General features: G+C 34.1%; 32 protein-coding genes. All 32 read left to right on the plus strand.

What is annotated here, in order from left to right:
• The first annotated feature begins 150 nt into the window (after nucleotides 1-150).
• Nucleotides 151-816 (plus strand): HAD family hydrolase, encoded by a 666-nt coding sequence (locus tag FOC48_RS09200; protein WP_003147622.1) that lies wholly within the window; start codon nucleotides 151-153, stop codon nucleotides 814-816.
• Between the two features lie 78 nt (nucleotides 817-894).
• Nucleotides 895-1,281, plus strand: a complete 387-nt coding sequence (locus FOC48_RS09205) for an OsmC family protein (RefSeq protein ID WP_003147623.1) — start codon at nucleotides 895-897, stop codon at nucleotides 1,279-1,281.
• Between the two features lie 357 nt (nucleotides 1,282-1,638).
• Nucleotides 1,639-1,947, plus strand: coding sequence for a 30S ribosomal protein S10 (gene rpsJ, locus FOC48_RS09210; RefSeq protein WP_003147624.1), 309 nt, complete (start codon nucleotides 1,639-1,641; stop codon nucleotides 1,945-1,947).
• A gap of 19 nt (nucleotides 1,948-1,966) precedes the next feature.
• Nucleotides 1,967-2,629, plus strand: coding sequence for a 50S ribosomal protein L3 (gene rplC / locus FOC48_RS09215; protein ID WP_003144195.1), 663 nt, complete (start codon nucleotides 1,967-1,969; stop codon nucleotides 2,627-2,629).
• A gap of 32 nt (nucleotides 2,630-2,661) precedes the next feature.
• The gene (rplD, locus tag FOC48_RS09220; protein ID WP_003147625.1) at nucleotides 2,662-3,285 is read left to right on the plus strand and encodes a 50S ribosomal protein L4; all 624 of its coding nucleotides are present in this window, start codon (nucleotides 2,662-2,664) and stop codon (nucleotides 3,283-3,285) included.
• The gene (rplW, locus tag FOC48_RS09225) at nucleotides 3,285-3,566 is read left to right on the plus strand and encodes a 50S ribosomal protein L23 (RefSeq protein ID WP_003144216.1); all 282 of its coding nucleotides are present in this window, start codon (nucleotides 3,285-3,287) and stop codon (nucleotides 3,564-3,566) included. Before rplD ends, rplW begins: the two co-directional genes overlap by 1 nt.
• Nucleotides 3,567-3,601: 35 nt before the next feature.
• Nucleotides 3,602-4,432, plus strand: coding sequence for a 50S ribosomal protein L2 (gene rplB / locus FOC48_RS09230; RefSeq protein WP_003147626.1), 831 nt, complete (start codon nucleotides 3,602-3,604; stop codon nucleotides 4,430-4,432).
• 87 nt (nucleotides 4,433-4,519) lie between these two features.
• Entirely contained in the window at nucleotides 4,520-4,798 is a 279-nt protein-coding gene (gene rpsS / locus FOC48_RS09235) for a 30S ribosomal protein S19 (protein ID WP_003147627.1), read from the plus strand.
• A gap of 34 nt (nucleotides 4,799-4,832) precedes the next feature.
• The gene (rplV, locus tag FOC48_RS09240; RefSeq protein WP_003144105.1) at nucleotides 4,833-5,168 is read left to right on the plus strand and encodes a 50S ribosomal protein L22; all 336 of its coding nucleotides are present in this window, start codon (nucleotides 4,833-4,835) and stop codon (nucleotides 5,166-5,168) included.
• 51 nt (nucleotides 5,169-5,219) lie between these two features.
• Nucleotides 5,220-5,873, plus strand: a complete 654-nt coding sequence (rpsC, locus tag FOC48_RS09245; RefSeq protein WP_003147628.1) for a 30S ribosomal protein S3 — start codon at nucleotides 5,220-5,222, stop codon at nucleotides 5,871-5,873.
• A gap of 3 nt (nucleotides 5,874-5,876) precedes the next feature.
• Nucleotides 5,877-6,302: a 50S ribosomal protein L16 gene (gene rplP / locus FOC48_RS09250; protein ID WP_003147629.1), complete on the plus strand. Its 426-nt coding sequence runs from the start codon at nucleotides 5,877-5,879 to the stop codon at nucleotides 6,300-6,302.
• Nucleotides 6,302-6,511 carry a 50S ribosomal protein L29 gene (gene rpmC, locus FOC48_RS09255; protein WP_003147630.1) on the plus strand — a complete coding sequence of 70 codons (210 nt, stop codon included), beginning with the start codon at nucleotides 6,302-6,304 and terminating at the stop codon, nucleotides 6,509-6,511. Before rplP ends, rpmC begins: the two co-directional genes overlap by 1 nt.
• A 15-nt stretch (nucleotides 6,512-6,526) precedes the next feature.
• Entirely contained in the window at nucleotides 6,527-6,790 is a 264-nt protein-coding gene (gene rpsQ / locus FOC48_RS09260; RefSeq protein ID WP_003147631.1) for a 30S ribosomal protein S17, read from the plus strand.
• 39 nt (nucleotides 6,791-6,829) lie between these two features.
• Nucleotides 6,830-7,198: a 50S ribosomal protein L14 gene (gene rplN, locus FOC48_RS09265; protein WP_003144098.1), complete on the plus strand. Its 369-nt coding sequence runs from the start codon at nucleotides 6,830-6,832 to the stop codon at nucleotides 7,196-7,198.
• A gap of 38 nt (nucleotides 7,199-7,236) precedes the next feature.
• Nucleotides 7,237-7,542 carry a 50S ribosomal protein L24 gene (gene rplX, locus FOC48_RS09270; protein WP_003144415.1) on the plus strand — a complete coding sequence of 102 codons (306 nt, stop codon included), beginning with the start codon at nucleotides 7,237-7,239 and terminating at the stop codon, nucleotides 7,540-7,542.
• 31 nt (nucleotides 7,543-7,573) lie between these two features.
• Nucleotides 7,574-8,113 carry a 50S ribosomal protein L5 gene (gene rplE / locus FOC48_RS09275; RefSeq protein ID WP_003144426.1) on the plus strand — a complete coding sequence of 180 codons (540 nt, stop codon included), beginning with the start codon at nucleotides 7,574-7,576 and terminating at the stop codon, nucleotides 8,111-8,113.
• Nucleotides 8,114-8,134: 21 nt separating this feature from the next.
• Complete coding sequence (gene rpsN / locus FOC48_RS09280; protein ID WP_003144337.1) at nucleotides 8,135-8,404, plus strand: 30S ribosomal protein S14; 270 nt, start codon at nucleotides 8,135-8,137, stop codon at nucleotides 8,402-8,404.
• Between the two features lie 32 nt (nucleotides 8,405-8,436).
• Entirely contained in the window at nucleotides 8,437-8,832 is a 396-nt protein-coding gene (gene rpsH, locus FOC48_RS09285) for a 30S ribosomal protein S8 (protein ID WP_003147632.1), read from the plus strand.
• Between the two features lie 23 nt (nucleotides 8,833-8,855).
• A complete protein-coding gene (gene rplF / locus FOC48_RS09290; RefSeq protein WP_003147633.1) occupies nucleotides 8,856-9,392 on the plus strand; it encodes a 50S ribosomal protein L6 in 537 nt (178 codons plus the stop codon).
• A 27-nt stretch (nucleotides 9,393-9,419) separates the two neighbouring features.
• On the plus strand, nucleotides 9,420-9,776 hold the full coding sequence (rplR, locus tag FOC48_RS09295; RefSeq protein ID WP_003147634.1) for a 50S ribosomal protein L18: 357 nt from the start codon (nucleotides 9,420-9,422) through the stop codon (nucleotides 9,774-9,776).
• Between the two features lie 20 nt (nucleotides 9,777-9,796).
• Nucleotides 9,797-10,294, plus strand: a complete 498-nt coding sequence (gene rpsE, locus FOC48_RS09300; protein WP_003144191.1) for a 30S ribosomal protein S5 — start codon at nucleotides 9,797-9,799, stop codon at nucleotides 10,292-10,294.
• A 16-nt stretch (nucleotides 10,295-10,310) separates the two neighbouring features.
• Nucleotides 10,311-10,487, plus strand: coding sequence for a 50S ribosomal protein L30 (rpmD, locus tag FOC48_RS09305; RefSeq protein ID WP_003144406.1), 177 nt, complete (start codon nucleotides 10,311-10,313; stop codon nucleotides 10,485-10,487).
• A gap of 31 nt (nucleotides 10,488-10,518) precedes the next feature.
• Nucleotides 10,519-10,959: a 50S ribosomal protein L15 gene (rplO, locus tag FOC48_RS09310; protein WP_003147635.1), complete on the plus strand. Its 441-nt coding sequence runs from the start codon at nucleotides 10,519-10,521 to the stop codon at nucleotides 10,957-10,959.
• A 3-nt stretch (nucleotides 10,960-10,962) separates the two neighbouring features.
• Nucleotides 10,963-12,267: a preprotein translocase subunit SecY gene (gene secY, locus FOC48_RS09315; protein ID WP_003147636.1), complete on the plus strand. Its 1,305-nt coding sequence runs from the start codon at nucleotides 10,963-10,965 to the stop codon at nucleotides 12,265-12,267.
• A gap of 5 nt (nucleotides 12,268-12,272) precedes the next feature.
• Nucleotides 12,273-12,926 (plus strand): adenylate kinase, encoded by a 654-nt coding sequence (locus tag FOC48_RS09320; RefSeq protein ID WP_003147637.1) that lies wholly within the window; start codon nucleotides 12,273-12,275, stop codon nucleotides 12,924-12,926.
• A 15-nt stretch (nucleotides 12,927-12,941) separates the two neighbouring features.
• Nucleotides 12,942-13,157, plus strand: a complete 216-nt coding sequence (infA, locus tag FOC48_RS09325) for a translation initiation factor IF-1 (RefSeq protein WP_003144387.1) — start codon at nucleotides 12,942-12,944, stop codon at nucleotides 13,155-13,157.
• A 26-nt stretch (nucleotides 13,158-13,183) separates the two neighbouring features.
• Nucleotides 13,184-13,297: a 50S ribosomal protein L36 gene (rpmJ, locus tag FOC48_RS09330; RefSeq protein ID WP_003144208.1), complete on the plus strand. Its 114-nt coding sequence runs from the start codon at nucleotides 13,184-13,186 to the stop codon at nucleotides 13,295-13,297.
• Nucleotides 13,298-13,319: 22 nt separating this feature from the next.
• Complete coding sequence (gene rpsM, locus FOC48_RS09335; RefSeq protein WP_003147638.1) at nucleotides 13,320-13,685, plus strand: 30S ribosomal protein S13; 366 nt, start codon at nucleotides 13,320-13,322, stop codon at nucleotides 13,683-13,685.
• Nucleotides 13,686-13,710: 25 nt separating this feature from the next.
• The gene (gene rpsK / locus FOC48_RS09340) at nucleotides 13,711-14,100 is read left to right on the plus strand and encodes a 30S ribosomal protein S11 (protein ID WP_003144405.1); all 390 of its coding nucleotides are present in this window, start codon (nucleotides 13,711-13,713) and stop codon (nucleotides 14,098-14,100) included.
• 35 nt (nucleotides 14,101-14,135) lie between these two features.
• The gene (locus tag FOC48_RS09345; RefSeq protein ID WP_003147639.1) at nucleotides 14,136-15,077 is read left to right on the plus strand and encodes a DNA-directed RNA polymerase subunit alpha; all 942 of its coding nucleotides are present in this window, start codon (nucleotides 14,136-14,138) and stop codon (nucleotides 15,075-15,077) included.
• A gap of 21 nt (nucleotides 15,078-15,098) precedes the next feature.
• The gene (gene rplQ / locus FOC48_RS09350) at nucleotides 15,099-15,467 is read left to right on the plus strand and encodes a 50S ribosomal protein L17 (protein ID WP_003144119.1); all 369 of its coding nucleotides are present in this window, start codon (nucleotides 15,099-15,101) and stop codon (nucleotides 15,465-15,467) included.
• A gap of 2,277 nt (nucleotides 15,468-17,744) precedes the next feature.
• On the plus strand, nucleotides 17,745-20,243 hold the full coding sequence (locus tag FOC48_RS09355) for a G5 domain-containing protein (RefSeq protein WP_172497942.1): 2,499 nt from the start codon (nucleotides 17,745-17,747) through the stop codon (nucleotides 20,241-20,243).
• Nucleotides 20,244-20,249 lie beyond the last annotated feature (6 nt).

Genomic DNA, 20,249 nt, shown 5'->3' on the forward strand with positions numbered 1-20,249 from the left:
TTAAACTTAGATAAATAAAAATATACAGAAAGAGTGCTTAATCATAATTATTTGTGGTTATGGTGCTCTTTTTGTCCAAATTACTTTGAATTTTGTTAGTTACATTATAAAATAGTAAATATATGTATAAATAATAAAAGGAGAAATAAAGTGGAAAAACTAGAGGCGGTTATTTTTGATTTTGATGGAACGATAGTAGATACAGAGAAAGTTTACTATGAAAATATGCGTGATTTAACAAAAGAAGTGTTAAATGAAAAATTAGATAAGATGGACTATATAAAAAACGTTTCTGGAACGAATGAAGAAACGAGTAGAAAATATTATAATGATACATATGGTATGTCTAGTGAAGATTATGATAAATTCGAAGCAGAGATTACAAAGCGTATACTAGATAATTATCATAATGCACCAGTGCTACCAGGAATTGCTGAGGTGATGGAGTATCTATATAATCATGGAATAAAGATGGCTGTTGCTTCAAATGGAAAGAGAGAACATATTGAGACAGGACTTCGAAGAAAGGGTTTTGAGAAATATATTTCAGCAATTGCAACAAAAGAAGAAGTAAAGAATCCTAAACCTGCACCAGATATTTATTTACTAGCGGCAAAAAAACTAGGTGCGGATATTAATAATACAATTGCAGTTGAAGATTCACGACCGGGAGCGTTAGGAGCTGCTGCTTCAGGTGCAACGTTAATACTTCAGACAAATGATATTACTAAATATATGGATTTCACAGGTGTGAGCTATAAGTATAAAGATGTAGATTTAGTAGAAACAGTTAGAAGTATAGTCAAGAAAAAATAGTGTACAAATATTTAGTGTAAGAGTATAATAAACTTATTAAGAATAATCTTAAAATCATATATACAAAGGGAGACTGTTATGTATACGTCTAATTTAAAAATTAAAGAAGGTTTTACTTCACATGCAACTACACCGCTTGGTGGAGAATATAAAATGTTTATAGAAGAAAGTAAAGATGGTCCTATGGATTTATTTGCTACAGCATACAACGGATGTGTAAGTATGTGTGCAAAAGGATATTTCTTCAGAGCATATGAATTAGTAGATCTAGCGATTGAAACTGAACTAGTTGTGGATTATGATAATAAAAAAATTGTAGCTAATGTTCATGTAGATCGAACTGAGGAACAACTTGCTGCAGGAGATAGACAAGGGGTATTAGATAATATTAAACTTCGTTGTAAAGTTTCACATTTATTGTCTTCTGATTTAGAAATTCAATATAATATTTTACCTTTAAAATAAATTAGAAATTAAAAATACTTAGGGTGCAAAAACTCTAAGTATTTTTAATTATTCTAAAGAAAAATAAATTTTTTCTTCTATATAATATAGATAAAATTAGAAAGTAAATTAAAGGTTAAAAAGAAAGTAAAAAATAGAAAACATATTCATAAATTTTTTAAAAAATTTTTCGTTAAAATACTTGCAATATATGCTTTTACCATGTATAATAATAAATGTTGGTCTTGCAAAAGACTTGCGTTGAAGCGAAAGGTTACTGACACGCCCGGCCGCTTTGCCATGGCATGGCGTGCTGGAGAACTTTCGTGGAGAAGTTGCTACTAGATAGCAGCGAATAAATGTATAGGAGGAGAAATGATGGCAAAACAAAAAATTCGTATTCGTCTTAAAGGATATGATCACAGATTAGTAGATCAAAGTGCAGAGAAAATTGTTGAAACTGCAAAACGTTCTGGAGCAAAAGTTTCTGGACCAATTCCATTACCAACAGAAAAAGCAGTTTACACAATCTTACGTTCAGTTCACATTTACAAAGATAGCCGTGAACAATTCGAACAACGTACACACAAACGCCTAATCGATATTATTGAACCAACACAAAAAACAGTTGACGCTCTAATTAGCTTAAACTTACCATCAGGTGTTGACATCGAATTAAAATTATAATTATAGGAGGTGACTTTCGATGACCAAAGGTATCTTAGGAAGAAAAGTAGGTATGACTCAAATCTTCGCTGAAAATGGAGAATTAATCCCAGTAACAGTAGTTGAAGCGAAAGGTAACGTCGTATTACAAAAGAAAACAGAAGAAGTTGAAGGATACAACGCAATCCAATTAGGATTCGACGACAAACGTCCTTACGATAAAGAACGTAAAGACCGTTTAGTAAAAGTTGCGAACAAACCTGAACAAGGTCACGCAGATAAAGCTAACACTGCTCCAAAACGTTTCGTACGCGAAATCAGAGATGCAGAAGTTGCTAATTATGAAGTAGGTCAAGAAGTCCAAGTTGATATTTTTGCAGCAGGGGACTTAGTTGACGTAACAGGAGTAAGTAAAGGTAAAGGATTCCAAGGGGCAATCAAGCGTCATGGACAAAGCCGCGGACCAATGGCTCACGGTTCTCGTTACCACCGTCGTCCTGGGTCAATGGGACCTGTAGCACCTAACCGTGTATTCAAAGGTAAAGCATTACCAGGTCAAATGGGTGGAGTTACAGTTACTACTCAAAACTTAGAAATCGTAAGCGTAGATGTAGAAAATGGATTAATCCTAGTTAAAGGATGTATTCCAGGATCTAAGAAAAGCTTCGTAAAAATCCAATCAGCAGTTAAATCTGGTAAATAATCGGAAAATATACGGAAGGAGGAAAATAGATAATGCCACAATTAGATTTATTTAAACAAGACGGTACTAAAGTTGGTGCAGTTGAAGCTAGTGAAGCAGTATTCGGGATTGAACCAAATCAACACGTTTTATTCCAAGCTGTAACATTACAAAGAGCATCACTTCGTCAAGGTACACACAAAACAAAAGGACGTTCTGAAGTTTCAGGTGGTGGTCGCAAACCATGGCGTCAAAAAGGGACAGGTCGTGCTCGTCAAGGATCTATCCGTTCACCACAATGGCGTGGAGGTGGAATTGTATTCGGACCTACACCACGTAGCTACAGCTTCAAAATGCCACGTAAAATGCGTCGTTTAGCATTACGTTCTGCTTTATCTTCTAAAGTAGCAGCTAACGAAGTATTTGCATTAGAAAGCTTATCATTTGATACAATTAAAACTAAAAACTTTAAAGAAATGTTATCAAACCTTAGCCTAGAGAAAAAAGTATTATTCGTAGTTACTGAACTAGAAGAAAATACTGTTTTATCAGGAAGAAATATTCCAGGAGTTGAATTCGTTGAAACAACTGGTCTTAACGTATTAGACATCTTAGGAAGCAACAAAGTTGTATTCACTAAAGATGCAGTAGAAAAAGTTGGGGAGGTATTAGCATAATGGAAGCACGCGATATTATCAAACGCCCAGTACTAACTGAAAAAAGTTATTTATTAATGCAAGAAAATAAATACACTTTCCTAGTAGACACACGCGCTCACAAAACTCAAATTAAACAAGCTATCGAAGAAATCTTCGGAGTTAAAGTTGAGAAAGTAAACGTAATGAACTACAAACCAAAATTCCGTCGTGTTGGAAGATACGGTGGTTACACTAACAAACGTAGAAAAGCTATCGTTAAGTTAGCAGAAGGACAAACAATCGAAGGATTATTCGCTTAAGAATAACAAATACCACTAAGGAGGAAAAATGACAAATGGCAATTAAAGTATATAAAGCTATAACTAACGGTCGTCGTAACATGACATCATTAGATTTTGCAGAAATTACAACTAACAAACCAGAAAAGTCATTATTAGCGCCGCTACCGAAAAAAGCGGGAAGAAATAACCAAGGTAAAATTACAGTTCGTCACCACGGTGGAGGACACAAAAAACAATACCGTATTATTGACTTCAAGAGAAATAAAGACAACGTACCAGCAAAAGTTGCTACTATCGAGTACGATCCAAACCGTTCAGCGAACATCGCTCTATTACACTATGTAGATGGAGAAAAAAGATACATCATCGCTCCTAAAGAATTACAAGTAGGACAAATCTTAGTATCTGGTGAAACTGCTGATATTAAAGTTGGTAATGCATTACCACTAGCAAACATCCCTGTAGGGACATTAATTCACAACATCGAACTTAAACCTGGTAAAGGTGGACAATTAGTACGTTCAGCTGGAGCAAGTGCTCAAGTACTTGGTAAAGAAGGTAAATACGTATTAGTACGTCTTAAATCAGGAGAAGTTAGAATGATCTTAGCAACTTGCCGTGCTACAATCGGTGAAGTTGGTAACGAACAACACGGACTAGTAAATATCGGTAAAGCTGGTAGAACTCGTTGGTTAGGTAAAAGACCAACTGTACGTGGATCTGTTATGAACCCGAACGATCACCCACACGGTGGTGGTGAAGGACGTACTTCAATCGGACGTAAATCACCTATGTCACCATGGGGTAAACCTACTCTTGGTAAGAAAACTCGTTCTAAAAAAGCTCGTTCAAACAAATTTATCGTACGTGCTAGAACTAAATAATAAAATTAATCAAAGGTTAGTTGGTGAGGAGCAAGTGCTCTTTACCAAACCCTTAAGTATGCAAAGTATCGGAAAGGAGATAACACAATGGCTCGTAGTTTAAAAAAAGGACCATTCGCTGATCACCACTTATTAGCAAAAGTTGAAAAAATGAACGAACAAGAAAAGAAACAAGTAATTAAAACTTGGTCTCGTCGTTCAACAATCTTCCCAACATTCATAGGACTTACTTTTGCAGTATATGACGGAAGAAAACATGTACCTGTATATGTGACTGAAGATATGGTAGGACACAAATTAGGTGAGTTTGCACCAACAAGAACTTACAAAGGTCACGCTGCAGACGACAGAAAAACAAGAAGATAATTATAGAAATTAGTAAAATCAAGGAGGCACATTCATGGAGTCAAAAGCAATCGCTAAGACAGTCCGCATCGCTCCTCGTAAAGTAAGACTAGTATTAGACTTAGTACGTGGAAAAAAAGTGGGCGAAGCATTAGGAATTTTAGAATTCACAACTAAATCAGCTTCTTTACCAGTAGCTAAAGTTATTAAATCAGCTGCTGCTAACGCTGAACACAACTATGGAATGAATGTAGAAGACTTAGTAGTATCACAAGCATTTGCAAATGAAGGACCAACTCTTAAAAGATTCCGTCCAAGAGCAAAAGGTGCTGCAAGTTCAATCAACAAAAGAACAAGTCACATCACTATCGTTTTAAGTGATAACAAATAATAAAAATTAAGAAATTATAAAAGCTAAACTAGTAAAAGGAGGCTACAAACTGTGGGTCAAAAAGTACATCCAATAGGCTTACGTGTTGGAGTTATTCGTGATTGGGATTCAAAATGGTATGCGGAAAAAGATTTCGCTGCTAACTTACACGAAGATTTCAAAATCCGTGAGTTCATCAGTAAACAATTAAAAGACGCTTCAGTTTCTAAAGTAGAAATTGAAAGATTTGATAAGAGAGTAAACATTTCAGTACACACTGGTAAACCAGGTATGGTTATCGGTAAAGGTGGTTCTGAAATCGATAAATTAAGATTAGAATTAAACAAATTAACTGGAAAAAGAGTACACATTAATGTAGTTGAAATCAAAAAAGTTGATATCGACGCTAAATTAGTAGCTGAAAACATTGCTCGTCAATTAGAAGCTCGTGTATCATTCCGTCGTGCTCAAAAACAAGCTATCCAAAGAGCTATGAGAGCAGGAGCTAAAGGAATCAAAACTCAAGTATCAGGACGTCTTGGTGGAGCAGATATCGCTCGTGCAGAACACTACTCAGAAGGTTCAGTGCCACTACACACATTAAGAGCAGACATCGACTACGCTCACGAAGAAGCAGATACAACTTATGGTAAACTTGGAGTTAAAGTTTGGATTAACCGTGGTGAAGTATTACCAACTAGAAAATCTGAAAAAGGAGGTAACTAATTTATGTTAATGCCTAAACGTGTTAAATATCGTCGTCAACACAGACAATCAACAAAAGGTAAATCTAAAGGCGGAAACGTAGTAGATTTCGGTGAATATGGATTACAAGCGACTACTGCAGCAAGAGTTACTTCTCGTCAAATAGAAGCTGCTCGTATAGCGATGACTCGTTATATGAAACGTGGTGGTAAAGTTTGGATTAAGATCTTCCCTCACATGCCTTACACTAAAAAACCATTAGAAGTACGTATGGGATCTGGTAAAGGTGCAGTAGAAGGATGGGTTGCAATCGTTAAACCAGGTAGAGTGATGTTCGAAGTTGCTGGAGTAAGTGAAGAAGTTGCACGTGAAGCTCTAAGACTTGCATCTCACAAGTTACCTGTTAAATGTAAATTTGTAAAACGTGAAGAAACAGGTGGTGAAGCATAATGAAAACAAATGAATTCAAATCAATGATTAGAGAATTAACTTCACAAGAGTTAGAAGCAAAAATCAAAGAATTAAAAGAAGAGCTTTTCAACTTACGCTTCCAATTGGCAACTGGTCAATTAGAAAATACAGCTCGTATTAGTCAAGTTAGAAAATCAATCGCTCGTATGAAAACTGTTATTCGCGAAAGAGAATTAGCGAATAAATAATAATAGGAGGCAAACATGACTGAGAGAAATGATAGAAAAGTTTACGTTGGAAAAGTAGTTTCTGATAAAATGGACAAAACAATCACAGTTTTAGTAGAAACTTACAAAAAACATCCTCTATACGGTAAACGTGTAAAATATTCTAAAAAATTCAAAGCACATGATGAAAACAATGTTGCTAAAATAAATGATATCGTTAAAATAATGGAAACTCGTCCATTATCTGCAACTAAAAACTTCCGTTTAGTAGAAGTAGTAGAAGAAGCAGTTATAATCTAATAAAACTAGGATAAACCCTAAGAAGGAGGCAAAAAGCGCATGATTCAACAAGAAACACGCTTAAAAGTGGCTGATAACTCAGGAGCAAAAGAAGTTTTAACAATTAAAGTTCTAGGTGGTTCAGGACGTAAAGTTGCTAACATAGGTGACGTAATTGTATGTTCTGTTAAAAAAGCAACACCAGGTGGAGTTGTTAAAAAAGGTGAAGTAGTTAAAGCCGTAATCGTTCGTACAAAAACAGGAGCTCGTCGTAACGACGGTTCATATATTAAATTTGATGAAAATGCTTGTGTAATTATCCGTGATGATAAGAGCCCACGTGGTACACGTATTTTCGGACCAGTTGCTCGTGAATTAAGAGACGGTAACTACATGAAAATCGTATCACTAGCTCCAGAAGTATTATAATATAAAAAAAGTACAGTAAAGAAGGAGGTTAACAAGAAATGTTCATTAAAAAAGGTGATAAAGTTGTAGTAATTACTGGTAAAGACAAAGGTAAAGTTGGTACAGTAATCGAAGCTCAACCTAAAAAAGATCGTGTTGTTGTAGAAGGTGTTAACATCATTAAAAAACACGTTAAAAATTCTCAAGACGCACCTCAAGGTGGAATCGTTGAAAAAGAAGCAGCAATTCACGTATCAAACGTAATGTTACAAGATCCTGAAACTGGAAAAGCGACAAGAGTACGTTTCGAAACAAAAGATGGTAAGAAAGTACGTATCGCAGTAAAATCAGGAAAAGAAATATAATAATAGTTGAAGAAAGGAGGCACTATTTTAGATGGCTCGTTTAGAAGATAAATTTAAATCTGAGATAACAAAAGAATTAATGACAAAATTTGAGTACAGCAGTGTAATGCAAGTACCAAAAATTGAAAAAATCGTAATTAACATGGGTGTAGGTGATGCTGTGCAAAACTCTAAAGCCCTAGACAACGCAGTAGCAGAATTAGCTTTAATTTCTGGTCAAAAACCATTAGTAACAAGAGCTAAAAAATCAATCGCTACTTACAGACTTCGTGAAGGTATGCCTATCGGGGCTAAAGTTACTTTACGTGGAGAAAGAATGTATGAATTCTTCGACAAATTAGTAACTGTAGCACTTCCACGTGTACGTGACTTCCACGGTGTTTCTAAAAAAGCATTCGATGGTCGTGGTAACTACACACTAGGTGTTAAAGAACAATTAATTTTCCCTGAAATTGATTACGATAAAGTAAGTAAAGTACGTGGTATGGACATCGTTATAGTAACTACAGCTAACACTGATGAAGAAGCTCGTGAGTTATTAACACAATGTGGAATGCCATTCGCAAAATAAGAAAGGTGAGGTAAAAGACACATGGCTAAAAAAGCAATGGTAGAGCGTGAATTAAAACGCCAAAAATTAGTTGACAAGTATGCAGCTAAAAGAGCGGAATTAAAAGCTAAAGGTGATTACATCGGACTTAGCAAACTTCCAAAAAACTCAGCTCCAGCTCGTCTACACAATCGTTGTAGCATAACTGGACGTCCTCACGGATACATTGGAAAATTTGGAATCAGCCGTATTAAATTCCGTGAATTAGCTTACAAAGGACAAATTCCTGGAGTTAAAAAAGCAAGTTGGTAATATATTAGTAGAAGAAAGGAGGATTTATCCTAATGACAATGACAGATCCTATCGCAGATATGCTAACACGTATTCGTAATGCTAACATGGTTAAACACGAAACATTAGAATTACCTGCGTCAAATATTAAAAAGCAAATTGCAGAAATATTAAAACAAGAAGGTTTTATCAGCGATGTAGAATACATCGAAGATAACAAACAAGGAAAACTTAAACTTACTCTTAAATACTCAAAAGGTGAAAGAGTAATCAAAGGAATTAAAAGAATTTCAAAACCTGGTTTACGTGTATACGCTAAAGCAGATGAACTGCCAAGAGTATTAAACGGACTAGGAATAGCAATTGTATCAACTTCAACTGGAGTTGTAACTGATAAAGTTGCTCGTAAAAATAACACAGGTGGAGAAGTATTAGCTTACATCTGGTAATATTATAAGGAGGTGCCAATTAAATGTCACGTATAGGTAATAAAGTTATTACAGTACCTGCAGGGGTTGAAGTTAATATCGTTGATAACTTCGCAACAGTTAAAGGACCTAAAGGTGAATTAAAACAACAATTTGATAAAGACATGACTTTCAACATTGAAGGAAGTGAAATCACAGTAGTACGTCCATCTGACTCAAAACGTCACCGTACAGTACACGGAACAACTCGTGCTATCTTAGCAAACATGGTTGAAGGTGTATCAGCTGGATTCAAAAAAGAACTTGAATTAATCGGGGTTGGATACCGTGCTCAAATGCAAGGTAAAAAATTAGTACTAAGTGTTGGATATTCTCACCCAGTTGAATTCGAAGAAATCGATGGAATTACATTAGGTGTTGAAGGAAACACTAAAGTTAGTATCGAAGGTATTAACAAAGAAGTAGTAGGACAATACGCAGCTAAAGTTCGTGCAGTACGTCCTCCAGAACCTTATAAAGGTAAAGGTATTCGCTACGTTGGTGAATATGTTCGCCGTAAAGAAGGAAAAACTGGTAAATAATAGATAACAGAAAGGAGTGTTTCAAATATGATTACGAAACTTGATAAAAATAAAGTTCGTAAAAAAAGACACGCAAGAGTACGTGTTAAAGTTCAAGGAACTACAGAAGTTCCACGTTTAAACGTATACCGTTCAAACACAAACATTTACGCACAAATTATTGATGACACTAAAGGTGTTACATTAGCATCAGCTTCTTCATTAAAACTTGAAAATGTTTCTAAATCAAGTGTAGAAGCAGCTAAAGAAGTTGGAAAATTAATCGCAGAAGTAGCTAAAACTAAAGGAATTGAAAAAGTTGTTTTCGACCGTGGAGGATACCTATATCACGGACGTGTTAAAGCATTAGCTGAAGCAGCACGTGAAAACGGACTTGTATTCTAATAAAGGAGGGAAATAAGTAGATGCGTCAAGAAGAAATCAAAAAAGAATTTGAAGAACGCGTAGTTGCCATTCGTCGTGTAGCTAAAGTTGTTAAAGGTGGACGTCGTTTCCGTTTCTCTGCTTTAGTAGTAGTAGGTGACAAAAATGGTCGCGTAGGATTTGGTACTGGTAAAGCTCAAGAGGTACCAGATGCAATCAGAAAAGCAGTTGAAGCTGCAAAACACAACTTAATTACTGTACCAGTAGTTAACGGAACAATACCTCACGAAATCATCGGGCAATTTGGAGCAGGTTCAGTATTAATTAAACCAGCTGCACCTGGTACAGGGGTTATCGCTGGGGGACCAGTTCGTGCCGTATTAGAATTATCAGGTATTTCAAATATCTTATCAAAATCTCTAGGTTCAAACACACCAGTAAACATGGTTCGTGCTACAATCGAAGGATTAACAAGATTACAAACAGTTGAACACGTAGCAGCTTTACGTGGTAAATCTGTGGAAGAATTATTAGGATAAGAGGAGGGAAAAGAACATGACATTAAAAGTAACCCTAACTCGTAGTACTATTGGTCGTCCAAAGAATCAAAGAAAAGTAGTTGAAGCTCTTGGTCTTAAAAAAATGCACCAAACAGTTGAACACAAAGACAACGCTGCGATTCGTGGTATGATTAACAAAGTTTCACACTTAGTAACAGTAGAAGAAAAATAAGAATTATTAATACAAGGAGGTGCTAGTCTAAATGAAATTACATGAATTACAACCAGTTGAAGGTTCTCGTAAAGAGCGTAACAGAGTAGGTCGTGGGATTGGATCAGGAAATGGTAAAACTTCAGGACGTGGTCAAAAAGGACAAAAAGCACGTAGTGGCGGTGGAGTTCGCCCAGGATTTGAAGGTGGACAAAACCCATTATTCAGACGTATTCCAAAACGTGGATTTAACAATGTAAATAGAAAAGAATTTGCAGTTGTTAATCTTAACGACTTAAACAAATTTGAAGATGGTACTGTAGTATCACCTGCTCTATTATTAGAAACTAAAGTTATTAAAAAAGAACTTTCAGGTGTTAAAGTATTAGCTAACGGTAAATTAGAGAAAAAATTAACTGTACAAGCTCACAAATTCTCATCTTCAGCGAAAGAAGCTATCGAAGCAGCTGGAGGAGTTTGCGAGGTGCTGTAGTATATGTTTAGTGCATCGCTAAATTTATTTAAAGTTAAAGAAACTCGTAACAAAATCTTATTTACCCTATTTGGTATATTATTATTCCGTATCGGTTCTTATTTACCGGTACCTGGGGTAGATGCAGACGTCCTAAAAAACCAAGACTCATCTGGATTATTCGGAATATTTAACACATTTGCAGGAGGGGCTTTACAACAGTTTTCTGTATTTGCTATGGGTATTATGCCCTACATTACAGCATCTATCGTAATTCAACTTATGCAAATGGATGTTATTCCTTCATTAACAGAGTGGTCTAAACAAGGTGAAGTTGGACACAAGAAAACTCAAAAACTAACAAGAGTCTTAGCAATTATCTTAGCATTTATCCAATCGCTAATTATGTCTTATGGATTTAATAATGCATACCAAGGATTAATTAAAGATACTTCAATTCTAGGATTCATTACAGTAGCCGTAGTATTAACAGCTGGTACAGCATTATTACTATGGATTGGTGATCAGATATCTCAATATGGTGTTGGTAATGGTGTATCTATCATTATCTTAGCGGGTATTATTGCTCGTTTACCAATGGAATTTATACAAGTTTATGAATCTCAAATTAAAGATGCTGAAAATCTAACTTTAGCAATTTTAAAAATTGTTATTGTAGCAATTATTGTAATAGGTATCGTTGCTGCTGTAGTATATATACAAGAAGCAAACCGTAAAATTCCTATTCAATACTCTCAAGCGAGAGCAGGTCGTAGAATGTTAGGAGCAAGATCAACTTACTTGCCTCTTAAAGTGAATAGTGCAGGGGTTATCCCAGTAATCTTCGCTATCGCATTCTTACAATTACCTAGAACTATTGCGATATTCGCACCTAATAACGAAAAGTTACAAAAAATTGTATCATATTTCGATTTCAGTCATGTTCTAGGATTAACATTATACGTAGTATTAATTATTGCGTTCTGTTACTTCTATGTAATGGTTCAAGTTAACCCAGAAAAAATGGCTGATAATTTAAGAAAACAAGGAAGTTTTGTTCCAGGGGTTAGACCAGGTAAAAAAACTGAACAATACATTACAGGTATTTTATACAGACTAACGTTTGTAGGTTCAATATTCCTAGCAGCTGTTTCGGTTCTTCCAACAATATTCACAAGCATTGCAAAATTACCAGCATCTGTTCAAATTGGTGGTACAAGTTTAATAATTGTTGTCAGTGTAGCGCTAGAGACAGTTAAACAACTTAATACTCAATTAACAGAGAAGAACTATAGAAGTTTTATTACAGGACGAAAAGGTGGTAAATAATTATGATGAATATTATTTTAATGGGATTACCAGGAGCGGGTAAAGGTACTCAAGCAGAGCAAATTAAAGCGAATTATCCAATTCCGCATATTTCAACGGGAGATATGTTTAGAGCTGCTATTAAAAATGAGACTCCGCTTGGAAAAGAAGCAAAAAGTTATATTGATAAAGGACAACTTGTTCCTGACAGTGTAACTATAGGATTAGTTGAAGAAAGATTGAATCAAGAAGATGCAAAAGAAGGCTTTTTACTTGACGGTTTTCCAAGAACAGTAGAACAAGCTGAAGCCCTTGATCAAATTTTAGCAAAAACTAATAGAAAAATCGATAAAGTATTAAACATCGATGTAGATCCAGCTATTCTGTTACCTCGTTTAACAGGTAGAAGAATCTGTAAACAATGTGGAAACACTTATCACTTGATTTTCAACCCTACAAAAGTTGAAGGTGTTTGTGATAATGATGGTGGTGAACTATACCAAAGAAGTGATGACAACGAAGAAACAGTTGGAAATCGCTTAGAAGTTAATATTAAACAAACAAAACCTCTTTTAGACTTCTACAGTCAAAAAGAAGGTGTAGTTGAAAATATTAATGGTGACCAAGACATCAAAGTAGTTTTCCAAGACGTACAAAAAATATTAGACAAACTGAAATAATCAGGGAGGAAAAGTATGGCAAAAGATGTCATTGAAGTAGAAGGTTTAGTAGTAGAAAACTTGCCGAATGCAATGTTTAAAGTAGAATTAGAAAATGGTCATATTATTTTAGCTCATGTTTCTGGAAAAATCAGAATGAATTATATAAGAATTTTACCAGGTGATAAAGTTACAGTAGAAATGAGTCCGTATGACCTGACAAAAGGTAGAATAACTTATAGATTCAAGTAAGTTATAAACTCAAGGAGGAAATAACGATGAAAGTAAGACCATCAGTAAAAAAAATCTGTGACAAATGTAAAGTAATTCGTCGTGGTGGTAAAGTATTAGTGATTTGCGAAAACGCAAAACATAAACAAAAACAAGGATAATTAATTAGGAGGTGCAAACTTAATGGCACGTATAGCAGGAGTCGATATTCCACGTGAAAAACGCGTTGTTATATCACTAACTTATGTATATGGTATAGGTTTAAAAACTTCTCAAAAAATCTTAAAAGAAGCTGGAGTTTCTGAAGATGTGAGAGTTAAAGACTTAACAGGTGAACAACTAGATAAAATTCGTGAAATCGTAGATAACTACAAAACAGAAGGTGACTTACGTCGTGAAGTTTCATTAAACATCAAACGTCTAATGGAAATCGGATGTTACAGAGGAATCCGTCACCGTCGTGGACTACCAGTAAGAGGACAAAATACTAAGAACAACTCTCGTACTCGTAAAGGTCCTAAGAAAACAGTTGCGAACAAGAAAAAATAATTAGGATAGGAGGAGAAACACAACTATGGCTCGTAAACAACAATCACGTAAACGTCGTGTGAAAAAAAATATACAAAATGGTGTTGCACACATTCGTTCTACATTCAATAACTCAATCGTAACAATTACAGATGAACATGGTAATGCAGTATCATGGTCAAGTGCAGGAGCGCTAGGATTCAAAGGTTCTAGAAAATCTACTCCATTCGCAGCACAAATGGCAAGTGAAGCAGCAGCTAAACAAGCTATGGAACACGGAATGAAATATGTAGATGTAACAGTTAAAGGTCCAGGTGCAGGACGTGAAGCAGCAATTCGTGCATTACAATCTGCTGGATTAGAAGTTACATCAATCAAAGACGTAACTCCAGTTCCTCACAATGGATGTCGCCCACCTAAACGTCGTCGTGTATAATAATAACATAGACAAAATTTAGGAGGTTTAACATAATGTTAGCAATAGAAAAACCAAAAATTCAAATCATTGAAGAATCATCAGATAAGAGATTTGGTCGCTTTGTAGTTGAACCACTTGAACGTGGATATGGAACTACATTAGGTAATTCATTGAGAAGAATGTTAATCTCATCATTACCAGGAGCAGCAGCAAGAAGCATCGATATTGAAGGAGTTCAACATGAATTCCAAGCAATTAAAGGTGTTGTAGAAGATGTTACTGAAATCATTATGAACGTTAAAAACATTGCTTTTGTAGTTCATTCTGAAGAAGAAAAACAAGTTTCAATCAGTGTTAAAGGTCCTGCGGTTGTTACTGCAGCAGACATCGCTATCGATTCTGATATCGAAGTAGTAAATACTGATCAACACATTGCAACAGTATCAGAAGGTGGACAATTTGAAATGATTATTTACGTTGGAAAAGGACGTGGATTTGTACCAGCTGATGGAAACAAAAAACGTGACTTACCAATCGGAGTTATTCCAATCGATTCAATTTACACACCAGTATCAAAAGTTAACTATACAGTAGAAAAAACTAGAGTAGGTCAAAGCACTGACTTTGATAAACTAATCTTAGATGTTACTACTAATGGTTCAATTACAGCTAACGACGCTTTAGCATTAGCATCAAAAATTCTAATTTCACACTTAGAATTATTTATGGAAATGTCTGAAGAAGCAAAAGCTGCTGAAATATTGGTAGCTAAAGAAGAAGATAATAAAGTTCAAATGTTAGAAATGACAATTGAAGAATTAGACTTATCAGTACGTAGTTACAACTGCTTAAAACGTGCAGGAATTAACACAGTACAAGAATTAGCTAGCAAAACAGAACAAGAAATGATTAAAGTAAGAAACTTAGGTCGTAAATCTCTAGAAGAAGTTAAAATTAAACTTCAAGAGTTAGAACTAGGATTCAAAGAAGAATAAAACTAACAAGGAGGCACACTAATGGGTTACAGAAAATTAGGACGTACATCAGCTCACCGTAAAGCGATGTTAAGAAACTTAGTAACTGCTCTACTAGTACACGGTAGAATTGAAACAACTGTTACAAGAGCGAAAGAAGTTCGTTCATTAGCAGAAAAAATGATTACATTAGGTAAAAAAGGTGATCTAGCAGCAAGACGTAATGCAGCTAAATTCATCCAACCTGTTGCAGTAGCAACTGAAGAAGGTAAGAGTCAATTAGCTCTTAAAAAATTATTTGAAGAAGTAGCACCTAAATATGCAGACCGTAACGGTGGATACACTCGTATTCTACGTGTTGGACCACGTAAAGGTGATGGTGCAGAAACAGCTATTATAGAATTAGTTTAATAAAAATTTTTCATACAACAATAACATACTACATACACACACAACTAAACAACACATACAACAAGAATTTAAACTAATTTTTTTGGCAAAAGAGTGCTTGAAATGCGTAGGAAAAGGCTACGTCGTCTAGCTCTAACGTATCCTAGCTTCTCGCTAGGATACCCTTTTGTCCCTTTAAAAATTAAATCTAATTATACTTTAAAAGATTACCAGGCAAGGTAGTCTTTTTTTGCTTTGTACGTTTGGATTTCTAGTGCCAAAGGGTACGACGAAATCCTTACGTACAAAGTACGCAACGAAGACTTACTTTTAGAGGAACGAAGTGACGAATAAAAGTAGCAGTGATAACTACTAACCATCTTAGTCGCGTTGCTTCTGATGATTAGAGTTATTGTTGCATAAGTTACTCGATAAAATTTCTCTGCATCCTTTGGATTTGTGAAATTTAACGATTAACTCATAGTCAAGACTGCGAGGCAGTGTTAAGATTTTTAGAATCTTTGATTCGTAAAAATCATTACGTGCAAAATACGCAAAAGGAACTAAATTTCTGAGGAACAAAGAGATGAAAGAAATTTTTAGTTCCAACTGCGAAGTGACAATGAAATTATAAGAAACTTTGTAGAAGTATTATTTAACGTTAGGTACAACGTACGCAAGGACGTACCAAGAAGCAAGACGTTAGTCGCAGATGATTAGATTACGTCTACTGCGAAATAACGTTGAGATTTTTAGAATCTTCGATTCGTAGAAATCATTACGTGCAAAATACGCAAAAGGAGCTAAATTTCTAAGGAACGAAGAGACGAGAGAAATTTTTAGTTCCAACTGCGAAGTGACAAAGTAGAATTTGAAAATTATGAATTAGCATACGTTAGGTACAAAGTACGCAACGAAGACTTACTTTTAGAGGAACGAAGTGACGAATAAAAGTAGCAGTGATAATTACTAACCATCTTAGTCGCGTTGCTTCTGATGATTAGAGTTATTGTTGCATAAGTTACTCGATAAAATTTCTCTGCATCCTTTGGATTTGTGAAATTTAACGATTAACTCATAGTCAAGACTGCGAGGTAGTGTTGAGATTTCTAGAATTTTCGATTCGTAGAAATCGTTACGTGCAAAATACGCAAGGACGTACCGAGCAAAGGGATAGTTAAAACTGATTGAAATACGTCTATTGCGAGAGTTGTTAATATTTCTAGTTGCAATGATATTATAAATAAATTAGTCGAAGTATCTGTTTCTCTGTTAAATTCGCTTTATTATGAAAATAAGGAGAAAGCTATGCTATTTTAATAGTAGAATAGCTTTTTTTATTTTATTTCTCTTTTTTTGAAGGTAACAGTAACAACTTGATAATATTTAGAATTTGATTATCGTAAAATGATATTTAAATGATGAATATAGGGAGTATCTACTATAGAGGGTACTATAATCATAAGAAGTATATTTGATATCTTTATTTATGCTGTTGATTATTTCTGAAAAATTATTAGTTAGAACATTATTATACATTGTATTTTACTCTGTCTTTTATATTTCTTGAATGTTTTTTAATAGCCTTTAATATATAAGTTAAAGATGATTAGCGTAAATTTAAGGCTTGAATCCATCAGAATTACTATTATTAGAACTCTAAAAAAATAACTCTTATATAACTGAAAATCTTGATTAATTTAGATTTAAAGTTTTGTATAACTCTTTATCTTTTTTTTAATACTGTTTATAAATAAAATCTTATATTTACTAGAATTTTTATTTACTAATTGAATAATTATATATATATCAATAATTATCTTTATAATTGTAAAGAATACTCTGATTGAAGTCTCTAATTAAGAGTTTTGTGAACGTATGCAACTTAAATTTAAAATATATAGAATCGCTATTTTAAAAAAATTAACTTAATTAATAATTTTAAAGGAGGCTATTTTCCTAATCTTTCCTCTAAATAAGCGATAATTGATATCACTTAAAAATTGATTTATAAAATGAAAAATATGTTTTATTGATTGAATAAATAAAAAATAAATTTTTATGTTTAAGAGTTTACATAAACTAAATTTCACCTATGTATATAGGAATAATAAGTATTTATAGATAGACTTATTTTATAAATATAATATATCTATTATATAAAAATATTATAAGAGTATTAAAAAAACGCGGGGTTGTTTTATTGAAAGGGTTATTATTGTATATTATAATGAACTTGGTCGTTTCTATATAAAATACAAAAAAATAAAAAAAAATATAAATTAAAGGAGAAGTAACATGAATAAAAAGAAATATATTTCAGTGTTTGCAGGTTCCATATTATTATTCAATGGAGTTTTTGTTTCATTAAATGTTCCTAATTTAACAACTAACTCGATAGTAGTAGCAGCCGAAGATGAACCACCTGCTGACGAGGAAATTCCAGATGCTGAACAGCTAGGATATCAAAAACAGCTTAAAAAATTACTTGATGAAGCTGACGGATATATTAATGATAATGATCATGAGAGTTTTGATCCATTCTTTGAAGAAGAAGCTGAGACTCTTAGAAATTTAGTGACTTCTATTAAAGATGAATATAAGGTTCAAAAGAATATATTAATTAATCGTTATAATAAAGTTTTAGAATTTGCTGGAAGATCATCTGAAAAAGTTCCACTAGTAGGAGGAGAAGAAAATAAACCTACCCCACCGGCAGTGACAGAAGTAGAAAAAGAATTCACAGAAACACGACCAATTCCATTCGAAACTGTTAAACAAGACGATGCAACTTTAGACAAAGGTGTAGAGAAAGAAAAAACAGCAGGAGTAGAGGGAGTAAAAACCATCACTTACAAAGCTAAATTCAAAGAAAATAAAGAAGTAGCGAATACTAGAACGAAAGTAAAAGAAGAAGTAACGAAACAACCAGTAAACAAAGTAGTCCTAGTAGGAACAAAACCAGTGGTGACAGAAGTAGAAAAAGAATTCACAGAAACACAACCAATTCCATTCGAAACTGTTAAACAAGACGATGCAACTTTAGACAAAGGTGTAGAGAAAGAAAAAACAGCAGGAGTAGAGGGAGTAAAAACCATCACTTATAAAGCTAAATTCAAAGAAAATAAAGAAGTAGCGAATACTAGAACGAAAGTAAAAGAAGAAGTAACGAAACAACCAGTAAACAAAGTAGTCCTAGTAGGAACAAAACCAGTGGTGACAGAAGTAGAAAAAGAATTCACAGAAACACAACCAATTCCATTCGAAACTGTTAAACAAGACGATGCAACTTTAGACAAAGGTGTAGAGAAAGAAAAAACAGCAGGAGTAGAGGGAGTAAAAACCATTACTTATAAAGCTAAATTCAAAGAAAATAAAGAAGTAGCGAATACTAGAACGAAAGTAAAAGAAGAAGTAACGAAACAACCAGTAAACAAAGTAGTCCTAGTAGGAACAAAACCATTGGTGACAGAAGTAGAAAAAGAATTCACAGAAACACAACCAATTCCATTCGAAACTGTTAAACAAGACGATGCAACTTTAGACAAAGGTGTAGAGAAAGAAAAAACAGCAGGAGTAGAAGGAGTAAAAACCATCACTTACAAAGCTAAATTCAAAGAAAATAAAGAAGTAGCGAATACTAGAACGAAAGTAAAAGAAGAAGTAACGAAACAACCAGTAAACAAAGTAGTCCTAGTAGGAACAAAACCAGTGGTGACAGAAGTAGAAAAAGAATTCACAGAAACACAACCAATTCCATTTGAAACTGTTAAACAAGACGATGCAACTTTAGACAAAGGTGTAGAGAAAGAAAAAACAGCAGGAGTAGAAGGAGTAAAAACCATCACTTACAAAGCTAAATTCAAAGAAAATAAAGAAGTAGCGAATACTAGAACGAAAGTAAAAGAAGAAGTAACGAAACAACCAGTAAACAAAGTAGTCCTAGTAGGAACAAAACCAGTGGTGACAGAAGTAGAAAAAGAATTCACAGAAACACAACCAATTCCATTCGAAACTGTTAAACAAGACGATGCAACTTTAGACAAAGGTGTAGAGAAAGAAAAAACAGCAGGAGTAGAGGGAGTAAAAACCATCACTTATAAAGCTAAATTCAAAGATAATAAAGAAGTAGCGAATACTAGAACGAAAGTAAAAGAAGAAGTAACGAAACAACCAGTAAACAAAGTAGTCCTAGTAGGAACAAAAGAAAAAACTATTGCTCCAGGCGGAACAGTAGTAACACCGACTCCAACACCTGATTTTAAACCAGTACCAAGGGAGAAATTCAGTGTAACACCTGAAGAAGGGGTACAAAATCTTGTAGAAGAGAAACCAAGATTAGAAATTTCTACAGAAGAAATCCCATTTTCTGTAGAAAAAAGATACAATAATAAGTTAGAAAAAGGTGTACAAAGAGAAATTGCTTCTGGAGAAAATGGAACACGAAAAGTATTTTCTAAAGTAGAAATGATTGCGGGGAAAGAAAAAAGAACAGTTGTATCTACTGAGATCGAAAAAGAGGCTAAAAATCAAATTTTAGAAATTGGAACGTTAGATCCAAAAACAAATACAACTCGTAATGAAGAAAATTCAAAAGTTAAAGATATCAATAAAGATCAAAAAACTGAAAGTATTAAAGGTACATCAGTTAAAGATATCAATAAAGATGCAAAAATTGAAAGTAATAAAGGTAAATTACCGTTAACAGGTATTTCACAAATTAATACATTCATTGCAGGTGTATTTACATTAATAATAGCAGGTGTACTTACAATATTCAAACGAAAAAAAAGATAGAATAGA

Origin of the sequence: Gemella haemolysans, assembly GCF_012273215.1 — a bacterium.
GTDB classification, from domain to species: domain Bacteria; phylum Bacillota; class Bacilli; order Staphylococcales; family Gemellaceae; genus Gemella; species Gemella haemolysans_A.

Coding starts and splice junctions, on each gene's coding strand:
- FOC48_RS09205 (WP_003147623.1), top strand. CDS start 895: ATGTATACGTCTAATTTAAAAATTAAAGAAGGTTTTACTTCACATGCA.
- rpsJ (WP_003147624.1), top strand. CDS start 1,639: ATGGCAAAACAAAAAATTCGTATTCGTCTTAAAGGATATGATCACAGA.
- rplC (WP_003144195.1), top strand. CDS start 1,967: ATGACCAAAGGTATCTTAGGAAGAAAAGTAGGTATGACTCAAATCTTC.
- rplD (WP_003147625.1), top strand. CDS start 2,662: ATGCCACAATTAGATTTATTTAAACAAGACGGTACTAAAGTTGGTGCA.
- rplW (WP_003144216.1), top strand. CDS start 3,285: ATGGAAGCACGCGATATTATCAAACGCCCAGTACTAACTGAAAAAAGT.
- rplB (WP_003147626.1), top strand. CDS start 3,602: ATGGCAATTAAAGTATATAAAGCTATAACTAACGGTCGTCGTAACATG.
- rpsS (WP_003147627.1), top strand. CDS start 4,520: ATGGCTCGTAGTTTAAAAAAAGGACCATTCGCTGATCACCACTTATTA.
- rplV (WP_003144105.1), top strand. CDS start 4,833: ATGGAGTCAAAAGCAATCGCTAAGACAGTCCGCATCGCTCCTCGTAAA.
- rplP (WP_003147629.1), top strand. CDS start 5,877: ATGTTAATGCCTAAACGTGTTAAATATCGTCGTCAACACAGACAATCA.
- rpmC (WP_003147630.1), top strand. CDS start 6,302: ATGAAAACAAATGAATTCAAATCAATGATTAGAGAATTAACTTCACAA.
- rpsQ (WP_003147631.1), top strand. CDS start 6,527: ATGACTGAGAGAAATGATAGAAAAGTTTACGTTGGAAAAGTAGTTTCT.
- rplN (WP_003144098.1), top strand. CDS start 6,830: ATGATTCAACAAGAAACACGCTTAAAAGTGGCTGATAACTCAGGAGCA.
- rplX (WP_003144415.1), top strand. CDS start 7,237: ATGTTCATTAAAAAAGGTGATAAAGTTGTAGTAATTACTGGTAAAGAC.
- rplE (WP_003144426.1), top strand. CDS start 7,574: ATGGCTCGTTTAGAAGATAAATTTAAATCTGAGATAACAAAAGAATTA.
- rpsN (WP_003144337.1), top strand. CDS start 8,135: ATGGCTAAAAAAGCAATGGTAGAGCGTGAATTAAAACGCCAAAAATTA.
- rpsH (WP_003147632.1), top strand. CDS start 8,437: ATGACAATGACAGATCCTATCGCAGATATGCTAACACGTATTCGTAAT.
- rplF (WP_003147633.1), top strand. CDS start 8,856: ATGTCACGTATAGGTAATAAAGTTATTACAGTACCTGCAGGGGTTGAA.
- rplR (WP_003147634.1), top strand. CDS start 9,420: ATGATTACGAAACTTGATAAAAATAAAGTTCGTAAAAAAAGACACGCA.
- rpsE (WP_003144191.1), top strand. CDS start 9,797: ATGCGTCAAGAAGAAATCAAAAAAGAATTTGAAGAACGCGTAGTTGCC.
- rpmD (WP_003144406.1), top strand. CDS start 10,311: ATGACATTAAAAGTAACCCTAACTCGTAGTACTATTGGTCGTCCAAAG.
- rplO (WP_003147635.1), top strand. CDS start 10,519: ATGAAATTACATGAATTACAACCAGTTGAAGGTTCTCGTAAAGAGCGT.
- secY (WP_003147636.1), top strand. CDS start 10,963: ATGTTTAGTGCATCGCTAAATTTATTTAAAGTTAAAGAAACTCGTAAC.
- FOC48_RS09320 (WP_003147637.1), top strand. CDS start 12,273: ATGAATATTATTTTAATGGGATTACCAGGAGCGGGTAAAGGTACTCAA.
- infA (WP_003144387.1), top strand. CDS start 12,942: ATGGCAAAAGATGTCATTGAAGTAGAAGGTTTAGTAGTAGAAAACTTG.
- rpmJ (WP_003144208.1), top strand. CDS start 13,184: ATGAAAGTAAGACCATCAGTAAAAAAAATCTGTGACAAATGTAAAGTA.
- rpsM (WP_003147638.1), top strand. CDS start 13,320: ATGGCACGTATAGCAGGAGTCGATATTCCACGTGAAAAACGCGTTGTT.
- rpsK (WP_003144405.1), top strand. CDS start 13,711: ATGGCTCGTAAACAACAATCACGTAAACGTCGTGTGAAAAAAAATATA.
- FOC48_RS09345 (WP_003147639.1), top strand. CDS start 14,136: ATGTTAGCAATAGAAAAACCAAAAATTCAAATCATTGAAGAATCATCA.
- rplQ (WP_003144119.1), top strand. CDS start 15,099: ATGGGTTACAGAAAATTAGGACGTACATCAGCTCACCGTAAAGCGATG.
- FOC48_RS09355 (WP_172497942.1), top strand. CDS start 17,745: ATGAATAAAAAGAAATATATTTCAGTGTTTGCAGGTTCCATATTATTA.